Origin of the sequence: Desulfonema magnum, assembly GCF_017377395.1 — a bacterium.
Lineage (GTDB): Bacteria > Desulfobacterota > Desulfobacteria > Desulfobacterales > 4be13 > Desulfonema_C > Desulfonema_C magnum.
On record NZ_CP061800.1, the window covers coordinates 641,214 to 654,394 of the forward strand.

The 13,181-nt window shown below is 41.9% G+C and carries 11 protein-coding genes; 9 read left to right on the top strand and 2 right to left on the bottom strand.

Annotated elements, in window-relative coordinates; genetic code table 11:
* Window positions 1–368 precede the first annotated feature (368 nt).
* Window positions 369–614, bottom strand: a complete 246-nt coding sequence (locus dnm_RS02435) for a hypothetical protein (RefSeq protein ID WP_207681134.1) — start codon at window positions 612–614, stop codon at window positions 369–371.
* A 143-nt stretch (window positions 615–757) separates the two neighbouring features.
* Entirely contained in the window at window positions 758–1,552 is a 795-nt protein-coding gene (locus dnm_RS02440; protein ID WP_207681135.1) for a ParB/RepB/Spo0J family partition protein, read from the bottom strand.
* 754 nt (window positions 1,553–2,306) lie between these two features.
* Here dnm_RS02440 and wecB point away from each other — a divergent pair.
* The 9 genes from wecB to dnm_RS02480 all read left to right on the top strand — a co-directional run bounded on the left by wecB (window position 2,307) and on the right by dnm_RS02480 (window position 13,071).
* Window positions 2,307–3,422 carry a non-hydrolyzing UDP-N-acetylglucosamine 2-epimerase gene (wecB, locus tag dnm_RS02445; RefSeq protein ID WP_246556172.1) on the top strand — a complete coding sequence of 372 codons (1,116 nt, stop codon included), beginning with the start codon at window positions 2,307–2,309 and terminating at the stop codon, window positions 3,420–3,422.
* Window positions 3,423–3,478: 56 nt separating this feature from the next.
* On the top strand, window positions 3,479–4,315 hold the full coding sequence (locus tag dnm_RS02450; RefSeq protein ID WP_207681136.1) for an XrtA system polysaccharide deacetylase: 837 nt from the start codon (window positions 3,479–3,481) through the stop codon (window positions 4,313–4,315).
* Between the two features lie 192 nt (window positions 4,316–4,507).
* Window positions 4,508–5,581 (top strand): FemAB family XrtA/PEP-CTERM system-associated protein, encoded by a 1,074-nt coding sequence (locus tag dnm_RS02455; RefSeq protein ID WP_207681137.1) that lies wholly within the window; start codon window positions 4,508–4,510, stop codon window positions 5,579–5,581.
* 1 nt (window position 5,582) lies between these two features.
* Window positions 5,583–6,377: a glycosyltransferase family 2 protein gene (locus dnm_RS02460; protein ID WP_207681138.1), complete on the top strand. Its 795-nt coding sequence runs from the start codon at window positions 5,583–5,585 to the stop codon at window positions 6,375–6,377.
* Window positions 6,378–6,947: 570 nt separating this feature from the next.
* A complete protein-coding gene (locus dnm_RS02465) occupies window positions 6,948–7,772 on the top strand; it encodes a hypothetical protein (RefSeq protein ID WP_207681139.1) in 825 nt (274 codons plus the stop codon).
* A gap of 698 nt (window positions 7,773–8,470) precedes the next feature.
* Window positions 8,471–10,285, top strand: a complete 1,815-nt coding sequence (gene typA, locus dnm_RS02470; RefSeq protein ID WP_246556173.1) for a translational GTPase TypA — start codon at window positions 8,471–8,473, stop codon at window positions 10,283–10,285.
* A 291-nt stretch (window positions 10,286–10,576) separates the two neighbouring features.
* Window positions 10,577–11,548 carry a glycosyltransferase gene (locus dnm_RS02475; protein WP_207681140.1) on the top strand — a complete coding sequence of 324 codons (972 nt, stop codon included), beginning with the start codon at window positions 10,577–10,579 and terminating at the stop codon, window positions 11,546–11,548.
* Between the two features lie 94 nt (window positions 11,549–11,642).
* On the top strand, window positions 11,643–11,771 hold the full coding sequence (locus dnm_RS31105; RefSeq protein WP_276571842.1) for a hypothetical protein: 129 nt from the start codon (window positions 11,643–11,645) through the stop codon (window positions 11,769–11,771).
* A 64-nt stretch (window positions 11,772–11,835) separates the two neighbouring features.
* Complete coding sequence (locus dnm_RS02480) at window positions 11,836–13,071, top strand: alanine racemase (protein ID WP_207681141.1); 1,236 nt, start codon at window positions 11,836–11,838, stop codon at window positions 13,069–13,071.
* The last annotated feature ends 110 nt before the right edge of the window (window positions 13,072–13,181 follow it).

Genomic DNA, 13,181 nt, shown 5'->3' on the forward strand with positions numbered 1-13,181 from the left:
GAAGAAGAAACCCGGCTTTTTTTTCCGGAATGATGCTTCTCCGACAAAGGAAAAAGCCGGGTTTCTCAGCCGCTCACAGAAAAAAAGGTGTATAAAAAATTTTTGATCAGGTACTTACTTGTGCAGGACTGGCAGATTTTTTTCTACATCACACTTTTTGACCCTGAAAAAAGCGATACAGGCCCAATTTCAAGCCAAAATAAACAGCTAATCCGTCTGTTGTCACGGCCCGACCCCGTAACTTGACGACCCCGTAACCTGGCCCCGTAAACCCTGGTTCGGTTTTCCCCGGAATGACGTCCGGGGAGGACGGCGTCATGTGACATGATAATTTCAGCATGCCTCGCCCTCCCCTGAATCCGTTATAATCAGTATTTTTTTACGCTGAGACAACCGTCAGTAACAAAAGCCTGATGTTCAAACTTGCCACAAACAACAACGACTTCAGACGGATTAGTTAAAGCAATACAACAAAACTTATCACCGTCTTTCTGAATACTTGTCGAAAGAAATCGTTTACGATTCTCATGCTGCCAAGTCTCCATATTTTCATAAAGTTTTCGTACTGATGAACCTTCAAAATATAGAATGTTATGTTTGTTATCATCTGACATAATATTTGTCCTTACCTTTCTTTTATTGTTGCCTATACTGGGCATAACTTAGATTATGCCAAAAAATTTCCGCATATGTCGCATACAGATATATATGCTTTTGCTTTCGCCAAGACATCCTGCACAGCATACGCCGAAACAAGTCAGTTTCTTAAAAGTGTTATCAGACGGTCAAGATCATCATCATTGTAAAATTCTATCTCAAGCTTTCCTTTTTGTCCGCGCCGTTTAATCTGAACCTTTGTGCCAAAATGACGGGAAAGATCATCTGCAATATCTGAAAAATAGGTATCTTCTCCGGAGGCGTTTTTCAGGTTTTTATTTTTCGCATTCAGACGTTTGATCAGATTTTCCGTCTCCCTGACCGAAAGACCTTTTGAAATAACCGCCCGCCATGCTTCTGTCTGCCGGGCTGATGTCTTTGCGCTTAACAATGCCTTGGCATGTCCCATGCTCAACGTACCGTCTGTTATTGTTTCCCTGATTTGCGGAGACAACTGCCGAAGCCTCAGCGCATTGGCAACTGCGGATCTGCTTTTTCCCACATGCTCCGCAACCTGCTCCTGGGTAAAATTAAATTCAGCCATCAGGCGATGATACGCCTGGGCCTCTTCCACAGGATTCAAATTTTTTCGCTGGATATTTTCAACAATGGACATCACCAGCATGTCCGTGTCAGAAATGTCTTTCAATATGACCGGTATCTGCTTTAACCCGGCCAGTTTAGCAGCACGGAGGCGCCTTTCACCGGCGATGAGTTCATAACCGCTGTTTGCGTTTCGTATCAGAAGTGGCTGAAGAATTCCCTGATTTCGGACAGACTGGCACAATTCTTCGATTTCATTTTGGGAAAAAACCAGGCGGGGCTGATAACGGTTTGGGCGAATCAGTTCAATATCACACTGAAAATACTCCCCTGCTTTCTTCATACATTTCATATCGTTGACCTGTGTCTCCCAAACAATTCATAATAATATGATATAATGCTATGTGTAAGTTATAATGCCACAAAGGCACAAAGGCACAAAGTCTCACGAAGATTCTTTGTGTGTCTTGGTGTCTTGGTGTCTTGGTGGCATTCGCTGTCTGTCCGTGTTTTCAATATCGCACTGAACATAATAATGCTATGTGTAAGTTATAATGCCACAAAGGCACAAAGGCACAAAGTCTCACGAAGATTCTTTGTGTGTCTTGGTGTCTTTGTGGCATTCGCTGTCTGTCCGTGTTTTCTTCGGTTAAAAAAAGTTGCACATGGTGTTAATATAAGTATGTTTTTTATTTTATTAAGGTATAAGAGTCAAGCTTTTTCACAATACTTTATTGCTCAGAAATTTGGCATGGAAATGTTACAGAATGAGGCAGAATCCCATTCCGCGTTTGATTTTTTATTATGATCAAAAGGTCATTCCTGTTGTTATTTCTTCATCAGGATCATATCTGCGGAATGAAAATTCTGTAGAAACAATGAATTTCAGCTTGACCAATATGGAAAATATGGTAATCTTGTCTGACAAGAATGCCTGCCACTCTTTTTATCTCTGATTTCACAGAGGCAGGTGCTGCGTGAACTGCTACCCATCCTCTAAATTATTTCAGCGGGTTACGCTGCGTTTCACCTATCCTGCATAAAAAGTCATATTCAAAATATTTAAACCTGACAAACCCATCTCACAGAAAGAAGGTAAAAACACAGTGAACACAGATAAGCCAAACAAAAAGCTCATTCATCTTATTGCCGCGGCAAGGCCCAATTTTATGAAAATTGCTCCGCTCTGGCACGCCTTGAAAAAAGAGGACTGGGCCACACCTTTTATTGTGCATACGGGCCAGCATTATGATCTGAATATGTCGGATGTTTTTTTTCAGGACCTTGGTCTGCCTGAACCTGATCTTCATCTCGGGGTGGGAAGCGGTTCCCACGCGGAACAGACCGGACAGGTAATGATCGCATATGAAAAAGTGCTTATGGACAAACAGCCTGATCTGGTGGTCGTGGTGGGAGACGTGAACTCCACCATAGCGGCCACACTGGCAGCGGCAAAACTGGGAATAAAAACAGCCCACCTTGAAGCAGGACTCCGGTCTTTTGACCGAACCATGCCCGAGGAAATCAACCGTATGGTAACAGACACCCTGGCAGATATCCTCTGGACACCCTCGCCTGACGGCGATGAAAACCTGATCCGGGAGGGAGTCGCTCCGGAAAAAATTCATCGTGTGGGCAATATTATGATTGATTCTTTGGAAATGCTCAGGCATAAAATTGAGAATCAGAAGATTGACAACACCCTCGGTTTAAAGCAGAATGATTATGTTCTGGTCACTCTTCACCGGCCTTCCAATGTTGATGATCCGAAAATTTTAAACGAACTTTGTCAATTACTCAGGCGCATTTCTCAAAAAATTCCAATTGTCTTTCCGGTTCACCCCCGAACCCGGAAAAACCTTGAACAAAACAATTTGATGTCTCTTTTAAATGAAGCCCCGGGGCTGCATCTTCTTGAGCCTCTGAATTATATCCGCTTCATGAATCTGGTCTTTCATTGCCGGTTTGTCATTACGGACTCAGGCGGCATCCAGGAAGAAACAAGTTATCTCGGGATCCCCTGCCTGACAATGCGGCCCAATACTGAACGGCCCATCACCATTACCCAGGGTACCAATCAGTTATGCAAGCTTGAAGAACTTGAAAAAAATGCGGAAGTGATTCTTGCAGGGAAATCAGGCCAGAAAAATAAAATTGAACTATGGGACGGTCAGACCGCGGCCCGAGTGGTCAGCTCTATAAAATCTGTGGTCGGCAGATAGACGGCAAGGGGCAAGTGGCATGCGATAAAACTGATAACGGATAACTGATAACTTAAATGAAAAATTCTATTCTTATCACTATTGATGTTGAAGACTGGTTCCAGGTGGAAAATTTCAAACCATGGATTCCTTTTTCCTCCTGGTCATCCCATGAACTCCGGGTTGAAAAAAACACTTACCACCTCCTTGATCTTCTGGATCACCGCCGTGCGACGTTCTTTATCCTCGGATGGCTTGCGGAACGGCTTCCTCATCTTGTCCGTGAAATCCATGACAGGGGTCATGAAGTCGCGTCTCATGGCTATTATCATCACCTTTGTAACAGGCAATCCTACACGGCGTTAAGAAAAGACCTGACTGACAGCAAAAAACGCCTGGAGGATATGATCGGAGAGCCGGTCATCGGATACCGTGCGCCCAGTTTTTCCATTAATGAGGATATTCTGAAAATCATAGAAGCATCCGGTTATTGCTATGATTCAAGTTTTAATTCTTTTGCAATGCACGGCAGATATGGGCATGTGGATTTATCCGGAAATAGCAAAAAGGGAATAGCCGTGAAAATTTCAGACGATTTCGATGAGATTCCCATCAGCAATTTTAAAATAAGAAAGCGTGTCTTTCCCATCGGAGGCGGGGGATATTTCCGCGTGATTCCTTTTCCGTTTTTCAAACTGGGGGTCAGAAGAGTTCTCCAACAAGATCATGCGTATGTTTTCTATATGCACCCCTGGGAAATTGATACGGAGCAGCCGCGGGTCAATGAAGCTTCATTGCTTTATAAATTCAGACACTATGTTAATCTGAAAAAAACGCCTTTAAAATTATCAGCCCTTTTTGAGACGTTCAAAGAATGCAGTTTTGTTACCTGCCGAAAATACCTTAATAAATAATCACTTAACAATCTCGTTCCCATGCTTTGCGTGGGAATGCAGCGTGGACGCTTCGCGTCCTGTGATTCATCTCTCTGCCACGGGACGCGAAGCGTCCGGAAGGCATTCCCACGCAAAGCGTGGGAACGAGAGAACGAGGAGCGAGGCTGTGTGTGAATTTTCCATCTACTGATAAAAGCTGACAGGTTATGTATGAAAATCAAAATAATTGAAACCACAGATGCCCAGGCATGGGATGCATATGTCCGCACACATCACCGAGGCACATTATACCATTTGTCCGGCTGGAAAAATGTCATAGAAAAAACATATGGTCATAAAACATATTATCTCATGGCTGTCAAAGATGACGGCTTAGTTTACGGCATTTTACCGCTTACTCATCTGAAACATTTTGCTTTTGGTAACAGCCTTATTTCGATCCCTTTTTTTGATACAGGGGGGATTCTTGCGGATGATGAGCAGACCGAAAACACAATTCTGACTGAAGCGGCAAGAATCGGCAGGAACCTGAGAGCAGAGAATATCGAACTCCGCCATGTTGCATATCTCTCCTGTTTAAATTGTAATTTTCCTGACCCATTCGGTATGAAGGAGGCTGTGCAGATCCGTTCTCATAAGGTGCTTATGCACCTTACCCTTCCGGAATCATCAGAAGTGCTGATGAAATCTTTTAAGGCAAAATTGCGGAGCCAGATCAAAAGGCCCTTAAAAGAAGGGCTGTATTCAAAGATCGGGGGGGCGGAACTGCTGGATGATTTTTATGAGATTTTTTTGGTGAATATGAGAGACCTGGGTTCGCCTGTTCATTCAAAAAAACTGATGAAAAATGTTCTTGAAGCATTTCCGGATAAAGCCAGAATTGTCATTGTTTACAAAGAAAATGAGGCGCTGGCGTGCAGCTTTATCATCGGATTTAAAGACATCCTGGAAAATCCCTGGGCCTCGGCGCTCAGACAATACAGCCGGTTAAGCCCGAATATGCTGCTATACTGGGCCATGCTGGAATATGCCTGCGACAATGGCTATGCTTATTTTGATTTTGGCCGGTCCTCCCCGGGTGAGGGAACCTATAAATTCAAGGCGCAGTGGGGAGCGACACCCACGCCGCTGAACTGGCATATCATTTCTCTGAATCGCGAACCTGCCAATGTTGAAACTTCCCAAGCCTCCAAATTTGACAAGGCTATTCAATACTGGAGAAAGCTTCCGGTTTCAGTAACAAAAATCATAGGCCCCATGATCAGAAAGCATATTGGATTATAACATGGATATTTCATTTGTTCTGCTCACTTGGAATTCGGAAAAGTATATCGGGAAATGCCTTGATTCGATCTTTGCTGACCTTGGTAACAGTGTATCTTATGAGATTTTCATTGTGGATAACGGGTCCGCAGACGGAACCCTTTCGGCCATCAGGTCATTTCAAAAGCGATATCCTGCTCATATCATCCCCATTTTTCTGAATAAAAACACAGGAACCACATATCCCCGCAACCTTGCATTAAAGCGGGCAACTGGCAAATATGTCATTATCATGGATTCAGATGTCGAAGTGCATCCGGGAACCATCACAGCGCTGATAAAAATGCTGGATACGGATCAGCGTATGGGACTGGCTGTTCCCAAGTTGTTGTATCCCAATGGCAATCTCCAGAAATCTGTTGATGTTTTTCCCACGGTTTTTACAAAATTTTTCCGCTATTTTTTCTTAAAAGCCATTGAGAAAAAAGAAAACAAGGTATTGCGGGAAACAGCACCTCGTGAAGTTGATTATGCCATTTCCGCGATGTGGGTGATGAAAGGGGAAGTACTGCAAACTGTGGGATTGCTGGATGAGAACATCTTTTATTCCCCAGAAGATGTGGATTATTGCCTCCGTGTGTGGCGGGCAGGCTACAAAATCATTTATAATCCTCGAGTGTCGGTTATTCATGACACCCAGGAAATATCAAGAGGACTCAGGGTCAGTGCGGCCACCTTCAGCCATATGAAAGGGCTGGCTTATTATTTTAAGAAACATGGATACTTTTTGAGAAGACCGGCAATCCGTAAACAGTGAGAAATACCTCACCGCAATAATTCTGACAGGTCAGATAGCCGAAGACCTGCGAGGTTTTCAAAACCTCGCAGGTCTCATGTCGCCTGTCAGAACTATAGTGATGAAGCAGTTTTTATCGCTTAGTAAGCAAGTTTTTTCTGATTATAACGGATTTGGGGGAGGCCGGTCAAGCCCCGTAGGGGCGGCATATTTGTAGCAGCAGGTTTGCAGGCCCCCGCCAAGCCCTTACAGGGCTTGGCCGACCCGGCATGATGGATACTACTACAAACATGTCGCCCCTACGGGGCTTTGCCGGCCCTCCCCTAAATCCGTTATAATCAGAAATTATGCCATCATTCTCCGCAGTCTCCTGATGTTCGATCTGTGGTACAGGGATTTTATGAGATAAAGCAGTACAGGACAAAAAATATGGTGGCAAACAAGCCCGGTTTTTTCCGGCGGGAGAAAGAACCCCGTTCGGAGAAAAAAACCGGGTTTCTTCATGCACCGCAACTTTTTGTCCTGTAAACAGAAGATAAAGTTTCAGCAGAGCGGAAACTTTTCGGGCTGTGCCCAAGACAGAGAATTATTATGAAAAAATTAGGTTATAAAAATACTTATCACCGCGTCGTTACAAAAGCGAATCTTGAGAAAATAAAGCATATTCTGAATGAATATGGATACTACGACGAAATGACCGTTGACCAGATTGAGTATGAGAAAAAAGACGACCTTCCTTATTTTATTCTTAATGTTGATTCGCCGGAATATATAAGAAGGGGCAGTTTTGCCATGTCAGATGGCATTTTTATTGAGATCGGTTCTGTTATCCGAGAATGGGAGGGAATATTTTATCTTCCCATATTGATTATCAGGGAGACGACAAACGAGACACTGAAGCCGTTCATAAATCCGGATATGCTCATGGAACATGAATTACATCATCTCAGGCACATAATAGAGCATATTGATCAGCATCCCGATTACATAGAGAAATCCAGGAAACACAATGTGGGCAGTTGCACTTTTGCCGATATTCAGAAAAGTATTGAGTTTGAGGTGGGTAAAATTTTCTCCAATGAGATGCCTGCGCTTATCTCAGATTATGAAAATGGTGAGCGGGATTATTACTTATACTCTGACGGAGTGGTTTCCGTAATAACATCGCATGATAAAAATGAATTTGTTCGATATAACATAGCTCAGTACATTGCAAAACTGAGAATTGCTTATATTGACAGATTTCCTGAGAAAAAATCGGAACTTTCCGAATATATTGAAAAAGAAGTCAATAAGCAGGGAAAAAGCATATTTGGTGAAAATACGATGTCACTACTTTCAGTTTCACTTTTTAAAGTGATGTTATTAGCAGAAATCAAGGGGAAACATTACGAGATAGAGGAACGCTATTTATAGAATGACAGAGGGCAAGTCAGTAATATCGTAAGACGTGGCATAATATCAGCAGATAGAAATTCCTCTGATCAAAAATTTTTACTATCACTCGATGTTCAAGTTTTTTTCTGTCATTCCTGCTTTTGCAGAAATGACAAGCTTTTTGTTCGGATCGGATCAAAAACCCTGATCATCGAGTGATCAGGTACTTTGCCAGGATTGAAACTATGAGTTGAAAAAATATATTTATTTTAAAATCAAATAGTAAAGAAAAATAAAACTCATAAAATCAATCTTGACAAGGCAGCAGAAATAAACGACATTGGGATTATAATAACAATTATTTTTCTGATTATAGCGAATTTTGGGAATGGCCGATAAAGCCCTGACAGGGCCTGGCGGGCAATACTGTTGATTTAAGTGTAAGCGAGTTTTCCGGTATTTTCTCCGGAGTGCGAAAAATGCTTTTTCGCAGGCGCAAAAATATAATTTTTGCACTCCGGATCCCTTCGGAATTGCCTAATGCTACAAATATGCCGCCCTTACAGGGCTTGGTCGGCTTTTCCGTAAATCCGTTATAATCAGTTATTTTTTTTTACGCACTCGTTAGCAGCCGTTTCATGGAAGAACGAGAACAACTATTAAACTGGCTGGTCAGCGGAACCCTGAACACGTTCCCAACAGCCTTTCTGTTTTGATAAAAAGGAAAATTAATTTTTATGGATATAAGAAATATTGCAATTATTGCACATGTTGATCATGGCAAAACAACTATGGTTGACAGAATTCTGCATCAGGTGAAATTGTTCAGGGATAATCAGGATGTGCAGGATTTGGTTTTGGATTCAAATGATCTGGAACGGGAGAGAGGGATAACTATTTTATCTAAGAATGTGTCGGTAAGATATAAAGGAACCAAAATAAATATTATTGACACACCCGGGCATTCGGATTTCGGAGGAGAAGTGGAGCGTGTCTTAAATATGGCTGACGGGGTGCTGTTACTTGTTGATGCTTTTGAAGGACCCATGCCTCAGACCCGGTTTGTTTTGCAAAAAGCATTGGAGCTGGATTTAAAACCTATTGTTGTAATTAACAAAGTTGACAAACCCAATTGTAATCCGGAAGAAACAAACGAACTTGTTTTTGAACTGATGTTTTCTCTTGATGCCACAGAAGAGCAACTGAATTTTCCGACGGTTTACGGTTCTTCAAAACAAGGGTGGATGGGACCTGACTGGAAAAACCCGACGGATGATGTTTCCTATTTGTTGGATACGATTATTGAATATTTTGATCCGCCAGAAGATAACCCCGGAACTTTGCAATTACAGATCAGTTCATTGGATTACTCGTCATATACCGGCAGAATTGCTGTGGGAAGAGTACACAGGGGAAGCATTAAAATGGGGGATCAGGTTTCTGTGGTTCAGAGGAATAGTCATGTAAACAAATCCCTTGTCAAAGAACTGTATCTTTTTGAAGGACTGGGAAAAGAAAAAACCAAAAAAGAAGTCAGATCCGGGGAAATCGTAGCCATAATGGGACTTGAATCCTTTGACATCGGGGATACTGTTGCTGATTTTGAAGAACCAGAGGCTTTAAAACCAATTTCTGTGGATGAACCTACCATGAGTATGCTTTTCACCATTAATAATTCACCATTTTTTGGCAAAGAGGGCAAATACGTCACATCAAGGCATATCAGAGAAAGATTATTTAAAGAAACAGAGAAAAATCTGGCATTAAAGGTTGAAGAAACAGATTCAGCTCATGAATTAAAGGTTTATGGCAGGGGGACGCTTCATCTGTCTATTTTGGTAGAAACCATGAGGCGGGAAGGGTATGAGATTCAACTGGGCCAGCCCAGGGTGGTTATTAAGGAAATAAAAGGGTTCAGACATGAGCCTGTGGAACTGCTATATGTAAATGTTTCTGAAGAATTTTCCGGAAAAGTCATAGAAATTGTCGGCAAGCGTAAAGGTGATCTCCTGAATATTGAAGCAAAGAATGACAGAATAAATCTTGAATTCAAAATACCAGCCAGAGGTCTGATCGGACTGACCAAACCTGTATTAACAGCAACCGAAGGGGAGGCAGTGATCTCACATCGCTTTAAAGGGTATGAGCCATGGAAAGGTCAGATAAAAAATAAAAGAAATGGCGCGCTGATAGCTATGAAGACAGGAACCGCTGTTGCCTATGCAATTCATAAACTGCAAGACAGAGGCAAATTTTTCATTGATCCGAATGAGAAAATATATGCAGGCCAGGTGATAGGCGAAAGTACCAGATACGAAGACCTGGTCTTAAATGTTCTCAAGAGTAAAAAACTGACGAATATTCGGGCAGCAGGTTCAGATGAAAAATTGTCCATAGCGCCTGCCATAAAGTTCTCATTGGAAGAAGCAATGGAATATATCGCAGAAGATGAATATCTTGAAGTAACCCCCAAATCTATTCGTATCAGAAAGATATTGCTTGATGAGCATGAAAGAAAGCGGAAAAAAAATCGGCAGGCTGATAACATATAAATAAGCCTTTCCCATCCGGATATGGTCTGATAGCTTTTTTGTTATTTTGACACAATCAGCAGATCGAAAAGTTTCCCGGGTGTGCGCGGGATAGCGGAGAAACCCGGGTTTTTTCCCCGGATGAAGTACCCCCCCCGCCGGAAAAACCCGGGTTTCTTCCCCGTCCTGTCTGCCCCGCGAGGGCATGAAAATTTTTTCGATCTGCTGACAATAGCTATGTGGCTTATATCCGGAATCAGAACACGAACCGAATTTCCTAATATTCACTTTTATTCACTTTGAGATATAACAATGCTAAAAAATAAAAAATTATGGATCGCGTGGGAAGATGACGGCAGTATCAGAAGCAAAGTGCTGTCCCGGGAAATGAAGGCTGATTTTCACACATTTACCCTTTTTGAAGGCCATAAGCACCTGTCTGTTTTCAGATATCCTGTGGCTGTCCTGCAAACATTTTTCACGCTGGTAAAAGAAAAGCCCGAAATTCTTGTTGTGCAGAATCCTTCCATTGTTCTTTCTTTTTTTGCAGCGCTGGTAAAACCTGTTTTTCATTACAAACTCGTCACCGATTTACATACATTGTATCTGAATCCCAGAGGTTTTAAGAAGATCATTATGAACTTTTTAAATGATTATTCTTTGAAACGGAGCAACATTACCATCGTAACAAATGAGTCGTACCGGGCGAAGATAAAAGACAAAACAAAGAAGGTGATATTCGTCCTGCCTGACAGAATTCCCGATTTTGATTATGAATTTGAAAAAATATCACTTAAAGGAAAAAACAACGTCTTATTTATATGTACATTTTCGGAAGATGAACCCTGGGAAGAAGTCATTGACGCGGCAAAACTTTTAGAAAAGGATACTTATATCCATATTTCCGGAAGGAATGACTTAAACAAAGACAATATTCCTCCCAATGTGATCTTAACGGGTTTTCTTCCCACCAGGGATTATCAGAATTTGCTGAGGTCCGTTGACATTATAATGGTCCTGACCCATCAGGAAGATTGTCTGGTGTGTGGCGGGTATGAAGCGGTTTCTGCGGAAAAACCGCTGATATTGTCCCGCACAAGGATTCTCAGGGAATATTTTAACAGCGGAACCGTTTTTACCAAAAATATCAGTAAAGACATTGCTGAATCTGTCAGGCTGGCAATAAAAAATAAGCCTGACTTAAAAAAACAAATAAAAGAATTAAAAAGCATAAGAATGAGTGAATGGGAAAAGAGATGGGGAAATTTGTTGCGGCTTTTATAAAATTTGTGTAATGTCAAATTTTGTATATCTCGACAACCAATATTTCAACAACCAAGTTTTTTTTTGTCATTCCTGCGAAAGCAGGAATCCATTTTTGGCAGATACCACACTTCTCGGGGCACACGGCAGACTCGGGGCGTTCCCTGAGCTTGTCGAAGGGAACAACATCGAGCTTGTCGAAGGGAGGGAACAACATCTGGCAAAAAATAATAGTAAAAAGTGAAATTTTTCAAACGGCTTAGATTTAGTAAAAGCAGCGTGTCAGATCATCCTTGGAAAGAAATGGTATGGAAAACCGTGACTATATAAAATCTTTGATATATCAGCAAAATATTTCACAGGATATCAGTTCCTGTTATTTATATTTTGAAGCGTTAATCCGATCCAATCTTCTGAAATTAAAAAGTATATTGCCTGAGCAATTTGAGATATTTTACGCGATAAAGGCAAATCCCCATAAAGAAATCATTTCATTCCTGAATCATTTCGGATGCGGTGCGGATGTCGCGTCATACGGGGAACTGGAAACTGTCATCCGGGAAGGCACGGATCCTGGTAAAATCAGTTTTGCCGGCCCCGGGAAAACTGACGAAGATATAAAAGCTGCTGTCAGAAACAATATCTGTTCACTGAGTGTGGAAAGTCCGGAAGAAATAGAGAAAATTAATGATATTGCCGGACAGCTCCGCAAAAAGCAGAACGTCGCCATCCGTGTCAACCCTCAAAAAAACTTCAGCGGATACGGAATGAAGATGGGGGGCTATCCTTCCCCATTTGGAATTGATGAAGATAAATGCCCTTATGCGCTTAAAAAAATATCAGAATCTGAACACTTGGAGTTTACAGGGTTTCATGCCCATGTAGGCTCACAAATACTGGATGCGGACGCAATCGGAAGCGTGTTCAGATATCTGCTTGAATATGCACTGGCTGTTCAGAATCAATATCATTTTGAAATTCAATATATTAATTTTGGCGGAGGGTTTGGAATTCCGTATTATGAGAAACAAAAGCCTTTGGACCTGAAGCGATTGCAGGATATTCTGAAAGAACTGACCGACACAGATGAATTTTTAAAAAATTTTCCAAAAACCAGATTTATCATAGAACCCGGACGGTTTTTGGTGGCTGATGCCGGGGTTTATCTTTCCAAAATTCTCTATATAAAGGAATCCAGAGGAAAGAAGTTCATTGTCATTGAAGGGGGAATGCACCATAACTTGTCCGCATTCGGTCATCTGGGGCAGGTGATAAGGAGAAATTATCATATAGATGTGCTGCGATTTGACGGACAGGTTAAGGAAACAACATCAGACACATTTGATATCGTCGGCTCCTTATGCACGCCGCTTGACAAGTTGGCGGAACATATTGAACTGACGGATGATGTTCGTATCGGTGATTATATCTGCGTTTATAATTCCGGAGCATATGGTTATACCGCAAGTCCGCTTTTTTTTCTGAATCATCCCCTGCCAAAAGTGAATGTGATTAAATGGAAAAAGGATCAGGATGTTATCTGAAATAAGAACTGGCAGCGAATACCGCAAAACAGGAAATGCCAAACTCAGCAGATCCAAAAGTTTTCAAGCTGTCACAGGGCAGACATGACGGACGGGGGAGAAACCCGGCT

Excerpts from the sequence above, each read along its gene's own strand:
- dnm_RS02435 (WP_207681134.1), bottom strand. The coding sequence starts at position 614 with ATGTCAGATGATAACAAACATAACATTCTATATTTTGAAGGTTCATCA.
- dnm_RS02440 (WP_207681135.1), bottom strand. The coding sequence starts at position 1,552 with ATGAAATGTATGAAGAAAGCAGGGGAGTATTTTCAGTGTGATATTGAA.
- dnm_RS02450 (WP_207681136.1), top strand. The coding sequence starts at position 3,479 with ATGAAAAATTCTATTCTTATCACTATTGATGTTGAAGACTGGTTCCAG.
- dnm_RS02455 (WP_207681137.1), top strand. The coding sequence starts at position 4,508 with ATGAAAATCAAAATAATTGAAACCACAGATGCCCAGGCATGGGATGCA.
- dnm_RS02460 (WP_207681138.1), top strand. The coding sequence starts at position 5,583 with ATGGATATTTCATTTGTTCTGCTCACTTGGAATTCGGAAAAGTATATC.
- dnm_RS02465 (WP_207681139.1), top strand. The coding sequence starts at position 6,948 with ATGAAAAAATTAGGTTATAAAAATACTTATCACCGCGTCGTTACAAAA.
- typA (WP_246556173.1), top strand. The coding sequence starts at position 8,471 with ATGGATATAAGAAATATTGCAATTATTGCACATGTTGATCATGGCAAA.
- dnm_RS02475 (WP_207681140.1), top strand. The coding sequence starts at position 10,577 with ATGCTAAAAAATAAAAAATTATGGATCGCGTGGGAAGATGACGGCAGT.
- dnm_RS02480 (WP_207681141.1), top strand. The coding sequence starts at position 11,836 with ATGGAAAACCGTGACTATATAAAATCTTTGATATATCAGCAAAATATT.